This is a genomic window from Microcoleus sp. B7-D4 (assembly GCF_036705125.1).
GTDB lineage: Bacteria > Cyanobacteriota > Cyanobacteriia > Cyanobacteriales > Microcoleaceae > Microcoleus.
The window spans coordinates 39522-62143 of record NZ_JAUBTT010000052.1; the positions used below are offsets into that span (position 1 = coordinate 39522).

Annotated in this window: 15 protein-coding genes; 8 read left to right on the forward strand and 7 right to left on the reverse strand. The window is 46.2% G+C overall.

Annotated features, from left to right (window positions below; translation table 11 throughout):
* Positions 1-16: 16 nt before the first annotated feature.
* Together QUB12_RS20880 and QUB12_RS20885 are read left to right on the forward strand one after the other, a co-directional pair.
* Entirely contained in the window at positions 17-253 is a 237-nt protein-coding gene (locus QUB12_RS20880) for a type II toxin-antitoxin system PemK/MazF family toxin (protein ID WP_333308211.1), read from the forward strand.
* A gap of 38 nt (positions 254-291) precedes the next feature.
* On the forward strand, positions 292-453 hold the full coding sequence (locus QUB12_RS20885) for a hypothetical protein (RefSeq protein ID WP_333148309.1): 162 nt from the start codon (positions 292-294) through the stop codon (positions 451-453).
* Between the two features lie 57 nt (positions 454-510).
* Here the strand turns inward: QUB12_RS20885 and QUB12_RS20890 are convergent, their stop codons facing one another.
* The gene (locus QUB12_RS20890) at positions 511-2100 is read right to left on the reverse strand and encodes a glycoside hydrolase family 57 protein (RefSeq protein WP_333036521.1); all 1590 of its coding nucleotides are present in this window, start codon (positions 2098-2100) and stop codon (positions 511-513) included.
* Between the two features lie 256 nt (positions 2101-2356).
* Between QUB12_RS20890 and QUB12_RS20895 the strand changes: the two genes are divergently transcribed.
* Positions 2357-3580, forward strand: coding sequence for an RNA-guided endonuclease TnpB family protein (locus tag QUB12_RS20895; protein WP_333147021.1), 1224 nt, complete (start codon positions 2357-2359; stop codon positions 3578-3580).
* 10 nt (positions 3581-3590) lie between these two features.
* Here the strand turns inward: QUB12_RS20895 and QUB12_RS20900 are convergent, their stop codons facing one another.
* Both QUB12_RS20900 and QUB12_RS20905 read right to left on the reverse strand, forming a co-directional pair.
* Positions 3591-6800: an EAL domain-containing protein gene (locus QUB12_RS20900; RefSeq protein ID WP_333308213.1), complete on the reverse strand. Its 3210-nt coding sequence runs from the start codon at positions 6798-6800 to the stop codon at positions 3591-3593.
* 371 nt (positions 6801-7171) lie between these two features.
* Positions 7172-10447 (reverse strand): PAS domain S-box protein, encoded by a 3276-nt coding sequence (locus QUB12_RS20905; protein WP_333308215.1) that lies wholly within the window; start codon positions 10445-10447, stop codon positions 7172-7174.
* A 546-nt stretch (positions 10448-10993) separates the two neighbouring features.
* Between QUB12_RS20905 and gatB the strand changes: the two genes are divergently transcribed.
* From gatB to QUB12_RS20930, 5 genes are all read left to right on the forward strand, one after another.
* Complete coding sequence (gene gatB, locus QUB12_RS20910) at positions 10994-12496, forward strand: Asp-tRNA(Asn)/Glu-tRNA(Gln) amidotransferase subunit GatB (RefSeq protein WP_333147027.1); 1503 nt, start codon at positions 10994-10996, stop codon at positions 12494-12496.
* Between the two features lie 498 nt (positions 12497-12994).
* Positions 12995-14161, forward strand: a complete 1167-nt coding sequence (locus QUB12_RS20915) for a pentapeptide repeat-containing protein (RefSeq protein ID WP_333147029.1) — start codon at positions 12995-12997, stop codon at positions 14159-14161.
* A gap of 39 nt (positions 14162-14200) precedes the next feature.
* The gene (locus QUB12_RS20920; protein ID WP_333147031.1) at positions 14201-14788 is read left to right on the forward strand and encodes a Uma2 family endonuclease; all 588 of its coding nucleotides are present in this window, start codon (positions 14201-14203) and stop codon (positions 14786-14788) included.
* Positions 14789-14885: 97 nt separating this feature from the next.
* A complete protein-coding gene (locus tag QUB12_RS20925) occupies positions 14886-15524 on the forward strand; it encodes a Uma2 family endonuclease (RefSeq protein ID WP_333147033.1) in 639 nt (212 codons plus the stop codon).
* A gap of 107 nt (positions 15525-15631) precedes the next feature.
* Complete coding sequence (locus QUB12_RS20930) at positions 15632-16864, forward strand: pentapeptide repeat-containing protein (RefSeq protein WP_333147035.1); 1233 nt, start codon at positions 15632-15634, stop codon at positions 16862-16864.
* A gap of 403 nt (positions 16865-17267) precedes the next feature.
* Here the strand turns inward: QUB12_RS20930 and QUB12_RS20935 are convergent, their stop codons facing one another.
* The 4 genes from QUB12_RS20935 to QUB12_RS20950 all read right to left on the reverse strand — a co-directional run bounded on the left by QUB12_RS20935 (position 17268) and on the right by QUB12_RS20950 (position 22359).
* Complete coding sequence (locus QUB12_RS20935; RefSeq protein ID WP_333308221.1) at positions 17268-17648, reverse strand: response regulator; 381 nt, start codon at positions 17646-17648, stop codon at positions 17268-17270.
* Positions 17649-17775: 127 nt separating this feature from the next.
* Positions 17776-18210 carry a hypothetical protein gene (locus tag QUB12_RS20940; RefSeq protein ID WP_333308217.1) on the reverse strand — a complete coding sequence of 145 codons (435 nt, stop codon included), beginning with the start codon at positions 18208-18210 and terminating at the stop codon, positions 17776-17778.
* A 276-nt stretch (positions 18211-18486) separates the two neighbouring features.
* On the reverse strand, positions 18487-18867 hold the full coding sequence (locus QUB12_RS20945; protein WP_333147040.1) for a response regulator: 381 nt from the start codon (positions 18865-18867) through the stop codon (positions 18487-18489).
* A gap of 57 nt (positions 18868-18924) precedes the next feature.
* The gene (locus tag QUB12_RS20950; RefSeq protein WP_333308219.1) at positions 18925-22359 is read right to left on the reverse strand and encodes a PAS domain S-box protein; all 3435 of its coding nucleotides are present in this window, start codon (positions 22357-22359) and stop codon (positions 18925-18927) included.
* Positions 22360-22622 lie beyond the last annotated feature (263 nt).

Below are 22622 nucleotides of genomic sequence, written 5' to 3' on the forward strand. Positions count from 1 at the left end.
TCTAGTAATAGCAACTTTGGCAGGAGACGATCTAATTCTTTGTCAAATTACTAGCCAGACGCTCGCCGATCGCTATGCTATTAGCCTTCAAAGTAGTGATTTTAGTGAGGGTGGACTTAACCAAACTAGCAACATTAGACCTAATCGCTTGTTTACCGCTGAGCGAGAAATTATACTTTATAAAGCTGGTAAGCTTAAACCTGAGAAGTTGAACGAGGCGATCGCCAAGATAGTTGAAATTCTTCACCAGTAATTCTCTATTGTCCAGCGTTCCTCAGCTCAAAATGCTGTTTGACTACATTGTGTTGTGCGATCGCCTGCGCGTTGAGAAAAAGACATAAAGTGCGATCGACCTTTCGATGTCAAAAAGCGATCGCACTCACACTCTCAACCAAAGATCGCCCCTCTCATTCCACTCATGGCGATCGCCCCATCACCTATAATTTTAATTAACATCCTGTCCCTCCCTTAAGCAGGGCTGGGGGGACAGGATGGGAGGGGAAACGAGACTTAAAGCGATCGATAAACGCGATAGTTAATTTCAGGGAAAATATTATCAATCTCCTCAACCTTCTCCAACCAACCCGAATCAACTTTCCCTTCTTTCACTTCATCGTAAAGCTTGTGAAAGCGCATTAAGTGCGATCGAGTCCGGCGCACTGCATAGGGCACCATCGTCCCTGTACGCATGATAAATGCCCAGTCAGAAGATTGAGCTAGCAGCACTTCCCGCGCCGCCTGGTTCAAAGCGCGCCACTGCAATTCATCCGCAGGTTCCATGCTTCCCAACTCAATCATCCGTTCCGCAGCTTTGTGCAAGTGCGGGTAAATCCAAGCATTGGTATCGTTGAGCCAATATTCGTGGAAACCCCGGAAACCCCAGCTAGACTGAGACGGGCGGCACACTTGCTGAGTCGGATTTCCCCGCAAATAATCGGCTAAGTGCGTCATCTCGTAGGTATTTTGGTCGTACCAACTCTTGCGGAACAGGTAATCTAAGAACCAAGGCCCTTCGTACCACCAGTGACCGAAAAGTTCGGCGTCGTAAGGCGAAACAATAATCGGCGGACGCTGCATAATCCCGTTGAGGTGTTCGACTTGGCGTTCCCGGTTGAAAGCAAAGTTGCTGGCGTGTTCGGCTGCTTTTTCCCTTGCCCAGTATGGATCGTACAACTGTTTATCGCCTAAACCCAATCCGCGACCGGTGATTTTGTGATATTTAATCCCGGTATTTTTCCGCTGGCCGTTGGGCATTATGTAGGGCTTAATGTAATCGTAGTCAGCTTCCCAGCCCAAATCTTTGTAGAATTCGCGGTATTCGGCTGCCCCTGGATAGCCGACTTCGGAAGACCAAACCTGCTGCGAGGATTCGTGATCCCTGCCGAAGGCTGCGACTCCGCATTCGGTGAAAATTGGGGCGTAGCTGCCGTAGCGGGGACGCGGGCGGGCGTAGAGGATGCCGTGACCGTCTGTGAGAAAGTAGCGGAGGCCTGCGTCGGCTAACATCCGCTCTAAGCCTTCATAGTAGGCGCATTCGGGCAGCCAAATGCCTTTTGGTCGGCGGCCGAAGTTTGCTTCGTAGTTGTCGCAAGCTACTTGAATTTGTGCCCAAACTGCTTCGGGGTACATTTTCATCAGCGGTAGGTAGCCGTGGGTGGCACCGCAGGTGATGATTTCGAGGTTGTTGGTATCTTGGTGTTCTTTGAAGGCTTTGACTAAATCTCGATCGTACTTTTCCCAAAAGTTGCGGACTTGAGAGAAATGGGCGGCGTAATGTTCTGCCAAGTAGCGGAGGTGCCCGTTTCCGCTGTTGTGTTCGATTTCGAGATCCGCTAATTCTTCGAGTTTAGCCAAGTGGTCGTCGAAGCGGTCTTGCAGCAAGGGGTCGCGCAGCATTGCCACCAAGGGCGGCGTCATGCTCATGGTAATTTTAAAGTCGATGCCGTCGCGCTTGAGCCCTTCAAAGACTTGCAGCAGGGGAATATAGGTTTCCGCGATCGCCTCAAACAGCCATTCTTCTTCTAAAACGTAGTCGCTTTCGGGGTGGCGAACAAAGGGCAAGTGGGCGTGGAGAACGAGGGCGAGGTAGCCAATAGTCATAATGATTTGGATGCCGTAGTTATTAACTGACGCCTGTTAGGGACAGCTTTAAAATATTTTAAGATTTTATGCTGAAACGGGACTCACAAAATGCCGTGTTTTTTTAACTCCTCGCTCCTGTTGTCCCCCGCTATAACTGTACCCAGTGTCTTCGGTGGGATGAAAGGCAGGGAGATTGTAGGTACGGAAATCTCCAAATCTTTATTTTTGTAGATATTTTACTGAAATGTTTATAATACAGTAAGGAGGCAATGAGATGCTGCATACTGCTATCAAGGTTCGACTTTATCCAACATTAGAGCAACAAGCCCTACTGTCTGGGCACTTTGGCTGTGCCAGATGGTGGTGGAACTATGGTCTAAATAAGTCAATTGAGACTTATAAAGAAACGGGTAAAAGCCTTGGTCAGTCAGCACTCAATGCCTTTTTACCAAAACTCAAGAAAACCGAAGAAAGACTTTGGTTGTCTGAATGTTACAGCCAAGTTTTGCAAGCAACAACGCTCAACCTCACAACCGCCTATAAAAACTTTTTTGCAGGTCGTGGTAGGTTCCCGCGCTACAAGTCAAAGCATGGTAAGCAATCGATTCAGTATCCTCAAAATGTCAAGGTACTTGATGGGTTTATTCAGTTTCCGGGCAAGGTCGGCAAAGTTAAAGCCAAGTTGCACAGGAACATAGAAGGAACAATCAAAACCGTAACGGTTAGTTTAAATCCTTCTGGGAAATACTTTGCCTCAATATTGACGGAGAGTGAAGGCGACAATCCGACTGTTTCAACGGTCGGCAAAGTAATTGGAATTGACTTGGGATTGACTCATTTTGCTATTACGAGCAATGGCTGCAAAGTCTCTAAGTATGATAACCCTAAGCATCTAGCCAAACACGAGAAAAACCTCAAACGCAAGCAACAAAAGCTAGCTAAAAAACAGAAAGGAAGTAATTCAAGGAACCAAGCTAAAAAGACGGTAGCTAAAGTGTACGAACGGGTAAGTAAATCCCGTCAGGATTTTCTACATAAGCTTTCGAGAAAGCTCGTCAATGAAAACCAAGTTGTCGTAGTAGAGAATCTTAATGTCAAAGGCATGGTACGCAATCACAATTTAGCTAAAGCCATATCTGATGTGGGATGGGGAACCTTTATCAATTTCCTAGCTTACAAGCTAGAGAAAAAAGGTGGCAAGTTGGTTGAAATTGACCGCTGGTTCCCCAGCTCCAAGCTCTGCTCTAATTGCTATTACCAGATTGATAAGTTACCGCTTGATATTAGGGAGTGGACTTGTCCTAATTGCGGTACTCGTCATGACCGTGATGGTAACGCCGCAACAAACATTAGATCCGAAGGCATCAGGATACTACAGACGGATGGAACAGCCGTTTTTGCTAACGGAGGGGAAGTAAGACCAAAGATTGGACGCAAGTCTGTTCTGAGGCATTCCTCTGTGATGTTAGAAGCCCACACTATAATCGTTTCGATTTAGTGTGGGTAGTTCACTGGCCTTTCTCTAACAAACTAAATGTCAGCAAATTCTGATTTTCTGCTTGCTGTCGGATTAGGGCTGCTGCTGTTTGAGAGTCTACTGCCTTTGAGAAAAAGAATCCCTGGGCGTACTCACATTTTAACCCTTTAAGTATAGATAGTTGCGAGGCTTCTTCGACTCCTTCGGCTACTACATCCATGCCTAAATTGTGGGACAAAGTAACGATCGACCGCACAATTTCTGTCGGATCAATGCCTCCTTTACTGAAATCGAACTCACCTCCCATCCTGCTAACAAAAGAGCGGTCTATTTTTAAGGTATTGGTGGGGAAGCGGTGCAGGTAGGAGAGCGAGGAATAGCCGGTGCCGAAGTCGTCAATGCACAAGTGTATGTTTCTGGTTCTGAGCTGCACCAGCATTGCTGTTACTGATTCGGAATTTTCTATGAGTACGCTTTCGGTAATTTCTAGTTTTAAACTGCTGCCGTCGAGGTTAGTTTCTTGAAGAACTTGGTCGATGTATTCGATTAAATCTGGCTGAGAAAACTGTTTGACAGAAATGTTGACGCTAACGCTTAAGGGGGGGTTGCTGGGAAATAGCTGCTGCCACTGGCGGATTTGGTGGCAAGCTGTGCGGAGTACCCAGCGGCCCAGGGGTACGATCAAGCCGGTTTCTTCGGCAATGGTGATGAATTCACCGGGGGAAACTAAGCCTCGTTCTGGATGCTGCCAGCGCACTAGGGCCTCAAAACAGGTAATTGTGTTATTGGCGATCGACACGATCGGCTGGTAGTGAATAATAAACTGGGGCGCTGCGGATAAGGGAGGTAAGGCTGATTCGGGGGATGGGGCCAAGTCTTCTTCTCTGGCCGGGTCTCTAATTGATTCGATCGCCCGCCGCAGGTCGTTTTCTAGCTGCAACAGGCGCAAAGCGTGGGCGTGCATGGAACTGTTGAAAACTTCGTGTCGGGCTCTGCCGAGTTCTTTGGCGCGGTACATTGCTGTGTCGGCGTCGCGCAGTAGGGTTGTCGGTTCCAGGTATTCGCCAGAACTCAAAGCTATGCCGATGCTGGCGGTGATAAATACTTCGTGTCCGTCTAGAAGGAGAGGGGAGGTGATTTTCTTTTGCAGGCGGTTGACAATGGTGGTAGCTTCATTGATGCCCTCGATGTCTTCTAGCAACAGCACAAACTCGTCTCCTCCGAGGCGGGCCACTGTATCTCCGGGCCTCAGACAAGCTTCCAGACGCCGCGCGATCGATACTAGCAGTTGATCCCCGATAGCGTGGCCGAGGGAATCGTTGACTACTTTAAATCTATCTAAATCGAGAAACAGCACGGCAAACAAGTAGTCTTTGCGCCGTTTGGCCAGCCTCAGAGCGTGTTCGAGCCGATCGGTAAATAGCGATCGATTGGGCAATCCGGTGAGGGCGTCGTGAAAAGCATCGTGCAGCAGTTGTTCTTCGGCGAGTTTGCGCTGAGTGATGTCGTGACAGTTAATCACGATTCCCTCGACTGCGGGATCGTACAGCAAGTTGGTGGCTACAGCTTCTACATAACACCAGGAACCGTTGCGGTGGCGGACTCGGTACTCAACTGGGCACTGGCTTCTTTTGGGGTTTTCAATGGCTTTGTGGAGGGTTTCGGTGATCGTGGCGCAGTCGTCGGGGTGAACTATTTCTAAGGCGCTGCGCCCGATCGCCTGGTGGGGCGGGTATCCTAAAATTCGCTTAACCGAAGGGCTGATGTAGCGGAAGATTCCTTCGGCGTCGAGAATGATCGTGATGTCTGTGGCGTTTTCAATCAGCGATCGAAATCGCTGTTCGCTTTGGCGCAGGGCTGATTCTGCTTGTTTGCGATCGCTGATGTCGAGCGCTACTCCGTCTATAATTACGTCGCCATTTTCGTTTTTGGAAAATTTAGCGCTGTCTTGCACCCACTTGACCTCCCCAGATCTCAGAACGATGCGGTACTGGCGATCGCACGGCAAAAGACTCGCTCTCGATGCTGCTACGCCACTGTCAGACGAGCTTTTGTCCTCTGGATGGATGATTTCGGTCAATAGTTCCGGGTGGGAAATCACTTCTTCGGCCGCGAACCCAGTAACCTCGCGCACGCCCGGACTGATGTAGGGCATGGAGATTTTGCCATCTGGATGCAGCACGGTGCGGTAGACTGAGCCGGGAATGTTGGCTGCCATTGTGGCTAGCTGCTGCTGGATGCCGCAGACTTCTGCTTCGGCGCGCTTGCGTTCTGCAAGTTCGGTTTGGGCTTGTTGGTAGAGTTCGGCTTGGTGGATCGCGATCGCGCACTGATCGGCTATGGCTTTGAGTAGTGACAGTTCTTCTGCGCTCCAACAGCGCGCCCGATCGCACTGATAGAGGCTAATTCCTCCCAAAAATGACTGCTGGTAGAGCAGCGGGGCGATCGCGACGGAGCGAAACCCTACCAACCCTGCTGATTCTTGCAGGGACGGGCACAGGGTGGATAATTCGTCGATAATCAGGGTTTCCCCAGCCGCGAGTCCGGATCGGTAGTGCTCGGCCACTTTGCAATTTAGCCCGACAAACCCTTCTCTGTCGGATGCTTTGCTGATGTAGCGAACTCTGATGCCGCCTTCAGCATCTGGCTGCAAGATGGCGCAGGCGCTGATGTCTAGAGCTTCGTGCAGTTGATCTGCAGTGGTTTGGAGCACTTCGTCGAGTACAAGGGTGAAGCGCATGGCTTGGAGGATGCGGTTGACGATCGCTTCTCGCTGAGCTTGCCGCTGAATTTGGACGATCGCTTCTTGTTGCTGGCGCCGCATTTTGTATTCTTGGAGCGATCGTTCTAAGACTGTTGGCAACCTAAACAGCCGCCCTTTTAATACATAATCGGTCATTCCGGCTTTTATGCACTCAACGGCAGCTTCTTCTCCCAAACTTCCCGTTACTAAAATTAAGGGTATGTCTTGCCCTAATTCCTGCATTAATTTCAACACTTCTAAACCGTTGAAGCCGGGGAGGCGGTAATCTGAGAGTACAGCATCGTACTTGCAATTCTGGAGCAGTTTTCTGCACTCTGTTGCTGTTTCTGCCGTCTCGCACTTAAAATTTACCCCCCCCGCTTCTAAGGCGAGCACTATTAATTCCATATCTTCTGCCATGTCTTCGATAATCAACAAGTTTAATGTTGATTCCGCTACCATTTTTAGTAGATAGTTAGTCTGATTTATATCTAACATAAGGTATTGGGTAGGTTTTCAATTGGTTATTCGTGTTTTTGCTAGTAATTATTTAGACGGAATTTGGTGGTTAATTTTATCTCGATATTTTTAGTTATTTTTAGCAAAATCAATTATATACTCTCCTCGCAAGACCTTTATTTAGCACTGCCAGTCGAGGGCTGACCGAACCGATTGGGGATCATCCCAATTTTTAAAAGAGCATTTTTTAGGAGTACGAACATCTTGCACAGCCCGGCCTAGAGCTTTCGCTTCCATGCCTAACAGTGAACACTGCTGTCACACCAAAATTCTGATGCTCTCACCGATTGTGACTTATTTAAGTGTATAAGAGTTTTAAATTTAGAATTTAAAACTCTTATACACTTAACTTACGAATCTATATTACCGTTTGAGATTGTTTGCGCTAGTTTAAAGTAAAACGTGGCTCCTTGACTAGGTAGGCTTTCAGCCCAAACAGTGCCGCCGTGGCGGTGAATAATCCGCTGGACGATCGCCAAACCGATGCCCGTACCTTCAAATTCTCTCTGGGAGTGCAGCCTCTGAAAGGCTCCAAACAGGCGATCGGCATATTCCATCGGAAAACCCACGCCGTTATCCTTGACAAAAATCGTCCCATCAGGTAAACCCTCAATAACTATTGTAGCCGGAGTGCGTCCGCGGCTGAACTTGACGGCGTTGCTAATCAAGTTGCTGAACACCTGTTGCAGCAAGGTTGGATCTCCCATTACTGTCGGCAAATCTCCGACGGCAAATTCAACGCTGTGGGGAGTTTGGGCCGGATCTGCGACGGTTGGTGGTTTAGTCAATTTAATCGCATTTTGTACCAAACGGCTCAGATCGATCGGAATTTGCCTCAACTCGGTGCGAGTCACCCGCGACAGGGCGAGCAAACCGTCAATCAACAGGCTCATTTTTTGGCTACTGTCTTCAATTACTTCCATATAGTGAACTATTTTGCGATCGCTCAAAGCCTCCGTTAATTCTAGCCGCTGTTTCAAGGCTTCTACAAAACCTGAAATGTGTCGCAAAGGTGCGCGCAAGTCGTGGGAAACTGAGTAAGAAAAAGATTCTAATTCTTGATTGGCAGCTTCTAATTGCTCTGTCCGTTCTGACAAAGCTTGTTTTGTCTCTACCAACTCAGTGATATCGCGAGAAGTCCCAATTAAAGCATAAACCTCGCCCTCGATATTTCTCAGGGGAATTTTAAAAGTATCGTAGTAAGTAGTGTCGCCAGATATCACAAATTTATCCTGCAAGTGCAGAGTTTCCCCTGTTTCAAATACCTGCGAATTTTCCCTAGAGAATTTTGCGGCTATTTCTGGGGCGAAACATTCAAAAATAGTTTTGCCCTGCATCTCTTTTCTGCTATTTAATCCAGCAGTTTTGGCCACAGATTGGTTGACAAAAGACAGGCACATGTTCTCGCGCTCTACCACAAAAATGTGATCGGGCAAAGCATCAAAAAAAGTTTCTAATTCTGCGGTACGCTGCGCGACTTGAGCTTCTAAAGTTTCGTTGAGTTCTTTAAGTTCAGCTTCTACTCGTTTGCGTTCGGTAATATCTTGACCAATGCTGATACACCTGCCGTCCGAAAGACGAACATTGGCCCAAGAAGTGTCGATAATTCGCCCGTCTCTAACTTTTGTCTTGAAGTCGCTCCAGTTCGGATTTGCTGCTTCAATTTCATCCCAAACATATTGACGGTCTTCTGGCTGCAGATAAAATTCGGCCAAGATATCCCGGTTTGTGATTTCTGCCAAACTCCAGCCTAGCACTTCTTCCCAGTGGCGGTTTACCCAGTTTATTTGACTGTTTTTGTCCAAGAATGCGAGCATGACTGGCACGTTGTCGAATATAGTTTGCAGCAGTTCTTTTTGCTGTTTTAATGATTCTTCGGCTTGTTTGCGATCGCTGATGTCGAGTACGGAACCGATAAATTGTAAAATTTGTCCGTCTGGGGTTCTTTTGAAAATTTTAGAGCGATCGTGTACCCAGCGCCATTCCCCATTTTTGTGTTTGATTCTGTAGTCTCTGTCATCCGTTTCATAGGGATTCCTGCTGTGTTTGAGTCGCTCCATACCTGTAATTAGCTTTAAAATATCATCGGGATGAACTAAGTTAGCTACAGCGTCTTTACCCAAATCTCGCAATTCTTGGGGAGTGTATCCCAGCATGGCTGTGACCGATTCATTTGCATACATATTTTTGCTGTCAACTGCATCGTAAATGTATAGAAAGTTAGGTATAGTTGTAACAATACTCTCTAAAAGTTGCTGGTGTTTTTGCAACTCCAATTCTGCCTGCTTGCGCTCGCTTAAGTCCAGCACAAAACTGACGCCTAACTGCTTCGTTCCTTCTAAAAATGTGCTGCCCAGCAGCACGGGAACGCGGCTACCATCGGAGCGTATAAATTCTTTTTCAAAGGGAAGAACCGTATTTCTAGCCTTCAGTTCTGCCACTTTTTCTGTATCTAAACGCACGTATTCGGGCGGTGTCATTTCTTGCCAGTTAACTCTTCCGGCAAGCAGCTCCTCCCGCGTATAGTTGACGGTGTTTAAAAAAGCGGCGTTGGCATCTGTAATGCTGCCGTTAAGATCCCAAAAAATTAGACCGATCATGTTAGAATCAACTATGGCTTTAAATTTGGATTCGCTTTGTCGCAACTGATCTTCGACTTGTTTTAGTTCTGTGATGTCGCGGGAGATGGATAAAACTGTTTCTACTGAATTGTCTTCAGCAAATTCGGGAATGACTCGACAGTGGTAATGTTTTATGCCATCGGGAGTGGGAAACTCAAATTCTATGGTTTCTTGTTTGCCGCTACCCAAAACTTTCATAAAAGCCTCATCCCACAGGTCGCACAAGTGTGGTGGCATTCCTGATTCTCTGTTGCTTTTGCCAATCAATTCTGCGGGGGGTTTTCCGGTTGCTGATTCTACTGCGTGGTTGATGTAAATGTGGCGTAGTTTGCGATCGAACCGAGCGATAATATCGGTCGCATTTTCCGCTAGGGTGCTGAAAGCTTGTTCGCGCCGATGCAGTTCTTCTTGAGTGCGGTGGAAATCGGTTATGTCTCTGGCAAAAGATAGAATTGAAACTAATCTTCCCGATTCATCGATTAGGGCAGAATTGTACCATTCGCAGTAAATTACCGAGCCATCTTTGGTATAGTTGCGGTTGTGGCAAACATTGCGGGGTTCTCTGCTTTGTAACAGTTGATTTGTGACGGCGCACACTTGCTCGAAGTCTTCTTGATGAACTATTGACCATTCGTGCCAGTATTTGCCCATTACTTCTGCTGCACTCCAGCCAAATATTTGTTCTGCCATTGGCGACCACCGCACTACCCGAAATTCGCTGTCCCACTCTACCACTGCCATTGGTGAGTTTTCTAGATGAAATTCCCGCCGCGAGTTGGCTTTTTTTATTTGAGTTTGAAGTTGCTGCCGGAGTTGCTTTGCCTCGGCCAAGCGGTCGCTGAGTTCCTGTGTATTTGCTGAGCCCGCGTTGGCAATGTGAGCAATGGTTTCTGCTGTTTGTTTTTCGAGTTCGTTCCAAGCGAGTTCGAGGGCTGATTCCGCCGGCTCTACCTCAGTGATGCTGTTCTGAAACAGTGTGGCACTTTTAACTGGAATTTCACGCATAGTTTTGACACTTAGGCCAGTGTTACTTTGAGAATTCAAAATTAAAGCTTAAAAATTAAAAATATAGAATTTCCTGTTAAATTATACATTTTTAATTTTTAGTCTGTGCGTGGAGCCCGATCGTTGGAGGCGAGCGGCGTTATTAAAGACTGCCAGTAAAAGGATTTGGGGTGTAGATCGATCGGCAATTGTGGTGGATCGATCTAAAACTCTCCTGGGTAAGGAAAGGGTGCGGGCAGGAGCTGACCCTAAGTATATTTTTGCACAGACTTGTTGTTTGAGGGCGATCGAAAGGAGATCGGCGTGGATCGGGGCGTCGATCGCATCGCAACTCTGTAGCAGGGCATTGTGTGTGCCGCACGCTGTCTCTACTAAACGAAAGGCGCTTTTCCCGATTCCGGCAGGGGTTTAAACCAGCCCGAATGCGGGTGTGAGGGGCTTGTTGACACCAATGAAACCGCCCCTACCTACAAATACTCTCCAATCACTTTGGTCAATAAAAAGCTAAAATAAAATCTAAAGTTATTTCAGTCTTTTAAATCGCTTATGACTGCTGCTGCACCCTCTTCGATAAAAAACCAAACTCAGTACGAAGCCATTATCGGTCTCGAAACTCATTGTCAATTGAGTACGAATACTAAAATTTTCTCCAGTTCTTCTACAGAATTTGGCAATGCCCCAAATACTAACATTGACCCAATTTGTATGGGAATGCCGGGAGTGTTGCCAGTATTAAATCAAAAAGTTCTGGAGTATGCGGTGAAAGCAGGGCTGGCTCTCAACTGCTCCATCGCACCTTACAGTAAGTTTGACCGCAAGCAATATTTCTATCCCGATTTGCCGAAAAATTATCAAATTTCTCAGTTCGATTTGCCGATCGCTACTAACGGTTGGCTAGAAATTGAACTCGTGGATGAGACGGGAAATTCTACTAGAAAAAAAATCGGGATCACTCGCTTGCACATGGAGGAAGATGCCGGAAAATTGGTTCACGGCGGCAGCGATCGGCTCAGCGGTTCAACTTATTCAATGGTGGATTACAACCGCGCCGGTGTGCCTCTAATCGAAATTGTTTCGGAACCGGATTTGCGATCGGGCGCGGAAGCTGCCGAATACGGTCAAGAATTGCGCCGGATCGTGCGCTACATCGGTGTTGGCGACGGGAATATGCAGGAAGGTTCGCTCCGGTGCGACGTGAATATTTCGGTGCGCCCGGTTGGCCAAAAAGAGTTCGGCACGAAGGTGGAAATTAAAAATATGAACTCTTTTAATGCCATCGAACGGGCGATCGATTACGAGATCGAGCGGCAAATTCAAGCTGTGGAAAATGGCGAAACCATCATCCAAGAAACCCGGCTTTGGGATGAAAACAAGCAGTGTACTTTCAGTATGCGGATTAAGGAAGGTGCGAGCGATTACCGGTATTTCCCGGAACCGGATTTACCTCCGATCAAAGTTTCAGCCGAGCAATTGCAGGATTGGCAAGCTCAACTGCCGGAATTGCCGGCAATGAAGCGCAATCGCTACGAAACAGAGCTCGGTCTTTCTCCCTACGACGCGCGGGTGCTGACTGACGACAAAGCGGTGGCGGAGTATTTTGAAAAATCGATCGCCGCCGGTGCTGTGGCTAAACAAGCTGCCAATTGGGTGATGGGCGATATTACTGCTTATCTGAAAAATGAAAAGCTGGCGATCGCAGAAATTCCTTTCCAACCGCAGGATTTAGCCGAACTGCTGGGGTTAATTGAGGCCGGCACGATCAGTGGCAAAATTGCTAAGGATATTTTGCCGGAGTTGCTGGCAAACGGTGGTTCGCCTCAGAAGTTCGTTGAGAGCAAGGGTTTGATTCAAATTTCGGATACTGGGGCGATCGATCGGGCGATCGATGCCGTGTTAGCCGCCAATCCCAAGGAGCTCGAACAGTACCGAGCCGGTAAAACTAAGCTGCTGGGCTTTTTTGTCGGCAAGGTGATGAAGGAAACGGGCGGCCGAGCCGATCCCAAACTGACCAATGAGCTGCTGACGGCGAAGCTTAACGCCCCAGGCTAAGCAAGTCGTTAAGGGGATCGTGTAGCGGATACAGCGGCGGGCGATCGGTTTTTCCTGATCTCGCCATTCTCGCGGGATCGTAACTTTATAATTAATCTACATTTCTTTACAACATCTTCACGTTTGGGGGTAACACCCCTCATCCCGGTCGTGTTATATTGTGTTATGTAGATGCACCCTGATGGCAGAGAGAGTTACTTAGGTAGCTCTCTCTTTTTTTTGTCTTTTTTTTTCACGGACGTGAAAATACGGATGGGGGAGAGGGCAGGGCTGTTTCATTCTCAGATCAAAAGGAGGTTTTCTGTAGGGGCAGTGCTAAGAGTGCCTGCCCCAAACCCAAAAGGGGCAACCACGGGGGGTTTGCCCCTACAAGAAAATGAAACCGCCCTGGGGGAGAGGGGGATGGGCTATACCGATTCTCGATTACTGATTACCGATTAGCAATTACCGCTTTGAGTCGATTAATATCAACTTTAGTTATTAACTAATTTTGACAGTATGAGCGAACAAGCTAGCGAGCTAATCAAGCAGGGGATTTCGCAATATCAGGCGCGTCAATTTGAGGCGGCGCTCGGTTCTTGGCAGGAAGCGCTGGGGCTGTATCGCTCAATGGACGATAAGCGCCGATCGGGTGCGGCGCTGGGTAATATGGGCGTAGCTTACGAAGCGCTGGGAAATTATGCTCAGGCGATCGACTGCTACCAGCAACATTTGGTGTTAGCGCGGGAAATTGGCGATCGCCGGGGTGAGGCAAATGCTTTGGGAAATCTGGGCAATGCTTGCTGTGCTCTTGAGGATTTTTCTGGTGCTATTGATTACCAGCAACAGCGTTTGGCGATCGCGCGGGACACTGGCGACGGGCGCTCTGAGTTGGAAACTTTGGGTAATTTGGCGCTAGCTTACGATGCTAAGGGAGATTTGCCTGGTGCGATCGAATGCTATCACCAGCAGTTGTCGATCGCGCGCGCCAGCAAGGACGATCGCATTGAGCGCAATGCTCTCAAGAATTTGAAGGTTGCTTACAAGTATTTAGCAGATTACGAGAAGGCCGACGAGTACCGACAGCAGCAATTGGCGATCGTGCGGGAACTGTTTTTAATTGATAAAAATAAGAGTTTTGTACAACTTGCAGAAACAGTTGGTTTGAATCCGATTGAGGATTTTGCTGGGGCTAATTTAAGCGGTTTTGACTTGCACTACGCTGATTTTAACGGTGCGGATTTGCGCGAAACCAACCTCCGAGGCGCAGATTTGACTTTGGCGGATCTCAGCGGTGCTTTGCTGAGCGCTGCTATTTTAATTGATGCTAATTTGTGCAATGCTAATTTGCGGGATGCTGAACTCAGCAGCGCCAATTTGAGCGGTGCAGATTTGCGAACAAAGCTGCCCAGGGCTAATTTGAGCGGTGCAAATTTAACCGACGCTAATTTGAGCAGTGCTTATTTACCGAATGCGATTTTAGTAAATGCAAATTTGACAAATACTGATTTCAAAAATGCTGATTTAAGTGGTGTTAATTTGAGTGGTGCGATTTTAAACGGTGCTGATTTGACCCGCGCTGATTTGAAAAATACGGTGGTTAAAAATGCGAACTTTTCTGGTTGTGTGGGAATTTCGGAAGCCCTGAAGGTTGAATTGAGGACACGGGGCGGGATTTTTGAGTAGAATTGGAAAGGTTGGTAATTGTAGAGGGTAAGAAAAGCTATGACTGCCGTAACTGCAAAACGATTCTCGATCGCCGAATATCACCGTTTGGGAGAACTGGGATTTTTCGCCCCCGATGACCGAGTTGAATTGATTCGCGGAGAAATTATCATTATGGCTGCTAAAGGTACGTTTCACTCTGTTTGCAACTCGCTATTGCTTAAAAAATTGTACCCACTGCTGGAAGAACGAGCGATCGTGCGCGGTCAAGAGCCGATTATTTTGTCGGCTGATAGCGAACCAGAGCCTGATGTTGTTATTGCTTGCAATCGTTCTGATAATTATTTATCTTCTCACCCGCAGCCTGCTGATATTTTGTTGGTAATTGAGGTTTCTGATTCTACTTTGAAATACGACAGGAGAACCAAGTTATCTCTCTATGCTGAATCGGGAATTTCTGATTATTGGATATTTAATTTGGTAGATATTCAACTGGAAATGCACAGCGAACCTTATCAAAAACAAAGAGGTGGTTTCGATTATCGAGTCAAACGAGTGGTTTTGCCGAATGAGGTTGTGGTAATTCCAGGTTTCCCCGATTTGTCTCTCGATTTATCTGCGGTATTTCCGGCGCAGATGAGTGAGTGAAGGTGAGGAGTGCGTAGGCCGGGGCCGGGGCGTAGCCATCGCCCGGATTGATGATATAATGCACAAGTGCGATTGAACTCTTCACCAAAGTAGCACTATGACCGCTAAAACTCTCGCCCCACCCGAACAAATTGTCCAGCTATCGGGTATCAGTTGGCAAACCTACGAAAATTTGCTTGCCGAAATCGGCGATCGGCAAATTCGACTGACATATAATCGCGGCAATCTGGAAATTAGGGTACCTTCTCCAGAACACGAACGCTTCAAAACAATAATGGGTCGATTTGTGGAAACCTTAGCGGAAGAATTAGAGGTGAGAATTGAGCCTCTTGGTTCCACCACTTTCAAGCGTCCTGAACTTAGCGGTGTAGAACCGGATGAATGTTTTTACATCCAAAATGTTAGTGCAGTTAAAGGCAAAAAAAGAATTGACCTGACTCAAGATCCGCCGCCGGATTTAGTGGTGGAAATTGATATTACCAGCCGTTCGGAAAATACCTTGCAGGTTTATGCGGATCTGGGAGTGCCGGAAGTTTGGATTTATAATGGAGTGCGACTCAGAATCAACAGATTAGAAAATGGAGAATACGTTGAGAGCGAGATCAGTTTAGCATTTCCCAGCTTACCGATATTAGAGATTGTCAGATTTTTGGAACAAGCAGAAACAATGGACTATTTGGAATTAGTGAAAGCATTTCGGAATTGGGTAAAAAGCCAAATTCAGCAAAACCCATGAGGGCGGATATAATTCAACAAAATTTACAATTTAAACCCGCCAAAAAAAGCTGTGTTGCGATCGATTAGAGATGATAAACTAATTTAAATATCAATTACAGGCTGGTAGTGCCAGCAATTCTACCCGATATGCGATCGCTAGAGTCACACAACAAATACCCAGATTGCTTGTGGATGCAATTAGAAGCAATTCCCGTTCCATCGGTTGCACCCCAAACCCAGCAGCTCGACATTCACTTGAGCCTGAATTTTAACGAGCATTGGGAACCCCTGCTAGGTGGTCGCGTCAAGTTTGGTCTGCAAGGCGGGACGCTAAAACTCTATCTAGAAAACTGCGAAATTCCCGTAGCATCACGTCAGTTAGTCGGTTCTTTCAAGCTTTTGCCAATAGAAGAAACCCTGGCCATTCAAAGCAGTGCAGAAATTTTAGCAACCCAAAGTCAGCGGGGAGTTCAGGGCGGGGAGAAGGCGGAAAAAACTCAGGAAACAGAGAGCATATTTTGTCACGTTTCCACAATCAGCGATGATAGAACGCCAGCTTGGATTTTTGCAGTAGAACAGGGCAAATCAGTATTAAAAGGTTTGCTAAAAAGTGCGAAGCTGGGAGAATTAGCTGCCAAAGAATTTCGGATGGCAGCGGCTTTTGAAGTTGCTAAAGAAGATATTAATCTCACAGATGCGGAGGGTTTGTGGCCGCACGAAATCACGCCCAATCAACATTCGATTTTAGAAAGAATCCTGACTATATACCTGCAAGCAAATAAACTCCAACCTGCCCTCAGTTGGGCGCTATTGTCCTACAATTTGCCTCCGGTTGAACCGCGCGAAGTGGAAATTGTGCCGGAAGCTGAATCGGAATTGCAGGAAATGGTCGATCGCATTATCTCTGCTGAAACCGACAACTTTGTAGAGTTGGCCAAAATCGCCAATCTCAACCCAGCACTAGATTTCGCGGGTGGTAGCTTGCGCGGAACGACTTTAAGTGCAGTGGATTTTAGCAGCGCAAATCTCGATCGGGCAAATTTCCGGGGCGCAACCTTAAACGATGCCGATTTCAGCGACGCCAACCTACAAAATGCCAAATTCGGCGGTGCAGATTTGAGTGGGGCTTTCTTAGGAAATGCTGATTTAAGCGGCGCAGATTTGCACAAAGCAAGTCTAGCTTTAGCTAACCTCAGCGGTGCCAATTTGAGCGGCGCAAATCTGCTGGAAGTGAACTTAACAAATACTAATTTCAGTGGTGCGAATGTCGAGTCAGCCAGATTCGGGAATAATTCAGGAATCGATGAGGAGATGCAGGTGAATCTACAGCAGCGAGGCGCAATTTTTGAGGAGGTTTAGTCGCTAAGTGCGAGATCCCTTTTATTCGTCCGCCTCCATTGTGGCACGGGCGTCACGCCTGTGCGATGGAATTTTACCTTAAAACTATCGCCTCTCAAGAAAGTAGCTTCTTAATCCTTAAGTCTGTAACTAAATTTATAGAGGGCGATGAACCGTAGCTGTTAAGAGGGGAAACAGGCATTTCTTGCCAACACTGACGGCAAAACCAGTATACTTGACTGTGGCGAAGGTGACGCAGCATTTGATTCGTGCAGCAAGGACAGCTTGTCATCAAAACCTCTTTTTTATCGACGAAAGTGTATTTATCTTTTGTTGCCAACTGCTGTAAGCTGGGTTGAAGCAGCAACTGTATGAATGTAGAGGTAAAGTCTTAAGAATCCTGCGTCTGCCATACCGGGGAGTGTCAATCATCCCATCCCAACATCTCTGCCACTTTTCCCGGCAGGCTGGTGGGTTCAAATGGTTTGCGAATTACCCCAGCAACACCCATTTCGGCAAAGTTGGCCATATCGCGTGGCATAACTCTTGCTGTCAGCAGAATCACTGGAATCGATCGAGTTATGGGATCGGATCGGAGATGAGCGTACACAGCAAACCCATCCATTCCCGGCATTGATAAATCCAGCAAAATAGCATTAGGTCGTTCTGTTTGTAGGATTTGTAAACATTCTTCTCCTGATTCGGCCACCAGGGTGTTCCATCCCGCGAGGTCTTCCAGGCACAACTGTACCAGTTCGCGGAGGTGTTCTTGGTCATCAACGATGAGAATTTGTTTCCCTTTCATCTTGTTTTCGGGCAGGAGACTGCCATCATAATTAGCTACTTGCAAAGTGTTCATTTTATTTGGGTTGATTAGGAATCAATTTTTTGGTGGTCAATTGGGTTTCAAATACACATCTTTAAGCAATCCCTCAAAGATGTGTATTTGAGAGTTGAATCCGAACTTCTGATGACGGAATTCTCAACTCTTTAGCAAGCTGAATTGTTAAACCATCCGAGTGTATTTCAGTGCCATAGATTTCAGGATGTACGCGGTGGGGCAACGGGATGAGAATTTGAAATCCACCAGGAAGGAAATAACCTTCTACTCCAGCCGCTTCGGTAGGTTGACCTTGGATTAAAACAGTTTCTGGAGTGATTTGGAGATTCAATTTGACAAGATGAATGTCATAAATGTGAACTTTAAGGATAAGTGTCAGATCCTTTTCTTGAATTCTAATACCTGCGATCGGTATTTCCTCTGTCTGAGCAATCCAAAGTGTGGATTGCTGACAACCAGTGGGCAAACGAGAAAATGAACCTGCGAGATCCTGATTTATATCATTCAAAACCTGAAAAGCATTCATTGAGTCTCCTCCTAATGCCAAGAACTGTTAGCTGCATAGCAGGAGAGTAAATAGCAACGGTAAGGAATTGGTAAAGATTCCGTTATTGTTACAAAAATTGACAAAAATGGTGAAAGTCAATCGATTTTCGATTTTCGATTTTCGATTTTCGATTGAAGCATTCACCCCACGGATAAATTCGGGGGGCAAGTTTCATCGGATACAGGTTTTTTATTTCTGCGTCCTGAGTCTGCTTTCGGAATGAATCCGGGGGCTTGTATCCTGGATGCTTGATTGTCAATCCTCCCATCCCAAAATCTCTGCTACTTCTTCCGTCAAGGTGATGGGTTGGATTGGTTTGGCAATTACCCCAGCTACCGCCATCTTGGCAAATTTAGCCCGATCGCTGGGCAAAACTTTCGCTGTCAGCAGAATCACTGGAATCGATCGGGTAATCGGATCGGACTGGAGGGTCTCGTACACAGCAAACCCATCCATTCCCGGCATAGATACATCCAGCAAAATAGCGTTGGGTTGTTCTGTTTGCAGTATTTGTAAACATTCCTCTCCCGATCCTGCCGCCACTGTTTCCCATCCGCCTAAATCTTCTAAGCAGGCCTGCACAAGTTCCCGAAGGTGTTCTTCATCGTCAACAACTAGAATTTGTCTGTCAGTCATGGGATTTTGGATTGGAGATTTTGGATTTGGGATGGATGCTACCGATTAATCTAAGCGTTATTCAATGGTGGGTAAGGGTAGGGTAAAGCAAAATGTGCTGCCTTCACCTAAGATACTTTCCGCCCAGATTTTGCCACCATGCTGCTCAACTATACTGCGACAGATGGGTAAACCTAAACCGGTGCCTCCTTTTTCACGGGAGTCGGAGGCATCGACTTGCTGAAATCGCCCAAAAATGAGTTCTAGTTTATCGGCTGGAATGCCTCGCCCGTGATCGCTAACTTGGAACAGCACAAAGTCTGTCTGGTTTTCGGCACTCAGATGAATTGTGGAATAGGCAGGTGAGAATTTAATCGCATTACTGAGCAAATTTGTTAAGGTTTGGACGATCGCATCTCCTGTTGCCCAGACTTCTGCATCCGTGGGGGTAACGATTAATGAGATCTGCTGTTGAATAGCGATCGCCTGAATGCTATCTACTGCTTGCTGCATCAAATCGGCAGCTTTGCAAACAGTTTTCTCCACAATTGCCCGCCCGGAGTCTAGGCGCTCCAAATCTAAAATATCATTAACCAGGTTCACTAAACGATTGGTATCGAGGAGAGCAATTTCAATCATGCGTCTAGATTTTTCGGGCTTTTTATCATAAACCCCACTTTTTATTAGTCCTAATGACATTTGAATTCCTGTCAAAGGAGTGCGAAGTTCATGGCTGACAATGCCAATGAACTCATCTTTAATGTGTTCGAGCCTTTGTCGATCAGTAATATCTTCCCCAATGCTGATAATTCCAATGATGTTTCCCTCTGAATCTTGCAGAATGGTATTGTTCCACGCAATGAACCGTTCTTCACCCGATTCAGTCAAGATGGCATTTTGATAATAGAGATGATAGTTAGAGGCTAAAACTTCCGAAAAAACAACTTTAATCGATTGTTGGATAGAACGGGGTAAGAAGTTTTCAAACCAATTTTTTCCGAGAACTTCTGGGTGAGTATATCCTGTGAGTTTTAAGAAGAAAGGATTAACGTAATTGACATTTCCCCCTATATCAAGTCCGACAACAATCAACTGCACGTTATCCAAAAGCGATCGCCAGCGTCGTTCGGCTTCTCGGATCGTGGCTTCGGCTTGCTTACGTTCTTGCAGTTCTAGGTGAAGTTGTCGGTAGAGCTTGGATTGCTGAATGGCGATCGACAATTGGCTGGCAATCTGTTCAACTAATTCTATTTCCCACGATTGCCATTGACGAGGTGCCTTATTTTGGTAGATAGCTAACAAACCCCAGAGATTTTCTCTCAAAAATATCGGGAAGACTGCATAACTTTTTGCTTGGAATTGTTCCACTAGCTCGATATGACAGGGTTGAAGTTCAGCGCTGTAAATATTATTAATAACAAAATTTTCATGATTGCGGAATCGACCGCCGTGAGTTTCTTGCAGATAGGTATCTGCACAATTTTTTTGGAGATCGCTTCCTATCAGTTTTACCCAATCCTCACCAACTGACTCCACGATAAAATCACCACTCCAATCAGGATTAAAGCGGTAAATGGTAGTGCGATCCGTTTGTAATGTCTGCCTGATTTCAGTAACAGCAGTATTTAGAACGGCATTCAGATCCAAAGATTGGCGAATCCCTTGAGTAATCCTCCAGAGCAAATTTTCCTTTCGGGATTTCTGTAGTAAGGCTACTGCCGCCTCTTGTCGAAGTTCTTCGAGGTGCTTCGCTACTGTGATATCTTGATGAACTGCCACCAGAACATCGCCATAGTCTGAATGATTGAATACACAGCAAGTCGCACTACACCAAAATGGAGTCCCATCTTTCTTGACATTATGAACTTCATAGCTAAATTCACCCCTTTGTAAAACGGCAGACCGAATGGCTTGATTTGTATCTTCAGGACTCACCGATGCGCTGCCATAGTTGAGAATTGAAACGTGCTGACCGTTGAGTTCGCCAGAGTCATAGCCAAACATCTGCTCAAATTTAGGATTGGCATAGACAATAACTGCATTATCTGTTCTTACTAAACAAATGCCTTCGGCCATGTTGCGGGTAATGACAGCCTGAAGCTCCAGCATTTGTTCGGCTTGTTTAAGCTTAGTCAGATCGCGCAGACTGACGATTACCCCTACAATATTTTCGCCTGCATCACGTAAAGGTATATAAGTAACGCTCAAAAATTGCCTGACTAAATTGGGAGAATCAAACCAGTTTTCATACTGAATTTTTTCGCCCGTCAAACATCTGTCTAACCGAGGTTTTATCATGTTATCGAACACGTCTGCACCCAGGATATTTCTAACAGAATTTCCGATAACTTCGCTTTCAGATTTGTTGCACCAATTCAAATAAGCTTGATTGACTATTTGATAAATATAGTTACGATCCATCAACACAATCCCATCTGTTGTATTGAATACGATGCGTTCATATTGGCGGAATGCTTCTTCTGTACGTTTGCGATCGGTGATATCAAATACGCTAGAACGACTCATCATGAAGTTACCTGCTTCATCATAAATTGCTGTAGCATTTAGGTTGATCCAAATGGCTTTTCCGTTTTTATTCAATATCTGAAACTCTAAGTTATTGATGTATCCTTGTTTTTTAAATAAGGGAAAGTTTTGATCAAAAATATTTTTACTTTCAACTGTAATTAAATCCACAAATTTCTTCTTGTGGACAATTTCATCGCGGGAATAGCCTAACCACTTCAGTTCCGTATCATTAATCATAATTATTGTTCCTGCTGCATCTAGGGAATGATAGCCACAGGGAGCCTTATTATATAGGTCTTCAACTTGAGTGATGTAGTGTTGCAAGCTATCGTTGACTTCAGTGAGTTCGGGTGTCCGTTCTCTGCCTGGTTGTTCGAGTTCAGTATGGAGTTGCTGTAGGGAAATTCCTGCTGGTTGGCGCTCCCTCTGTTCCGTTTGTACTTGAGGAAATAAATCAGCTTGCTGAATGGCAATTCCAGCTTGAGTTGCTAGCTGTCGCATGAGTTCAATTTCTGATGGTTGCCATTCGCGAGGTGCTGCACAGTGATGGGCAATCAATAATCCCCAAAGTTCTTCTCCCTTAAGGATAGGAATAACCAGGTTAGCTCTAACTTGAAAAGTGGTCAGGAATTCCCGGTGACAAGTATCAATTGGGGCAGTATAAATATCAGATTTAGAGGTAAATAAGCCTTGTTTGAAGGGTTCGATATAGTTTTCACCCACGCAAGGATCGTGTATCTGAGTGGATAAGATTGCTGTCCATTCTGAACCAACTGACTCTACCAACACCTTTCCGCTCCAGTCTGGAGCAAATGGGAAGATAATTACGCGATCGCATTGCAGAATGTTTCTGAGTTCCGTTACCGTAGTGTTGAGAATATCTTCTAGTTTGAGGAATTCGGAGAGAGAAAGTGCTATTTTAGCAAGGATTTGTTGTTGCTGTTGTTGCAATTTCCCATTATTCTCATCAGTATGTTCTATCATTAATCTACTTAATTAATTAATTACATTTTTTAGATTGAGGCAGAAACCCGGTTTTTAGCCATCGTGCGTAATACCAATTTAATGTGAAGTTGCACATATCTCGATCCCCCTAAATCCCCCTTAAGAAGGGGGACGAAAGATCGGAATCTTGTCCCCTCCTTATTAAGGCAGGGCGGTTTCATTCTTGGTAGGGGCAATCCCCCTGTGGTTGCCCCCATGTCCCAAACGCCTGTGAAATCGTCTGTGGGTGGGGGCGGGCACGG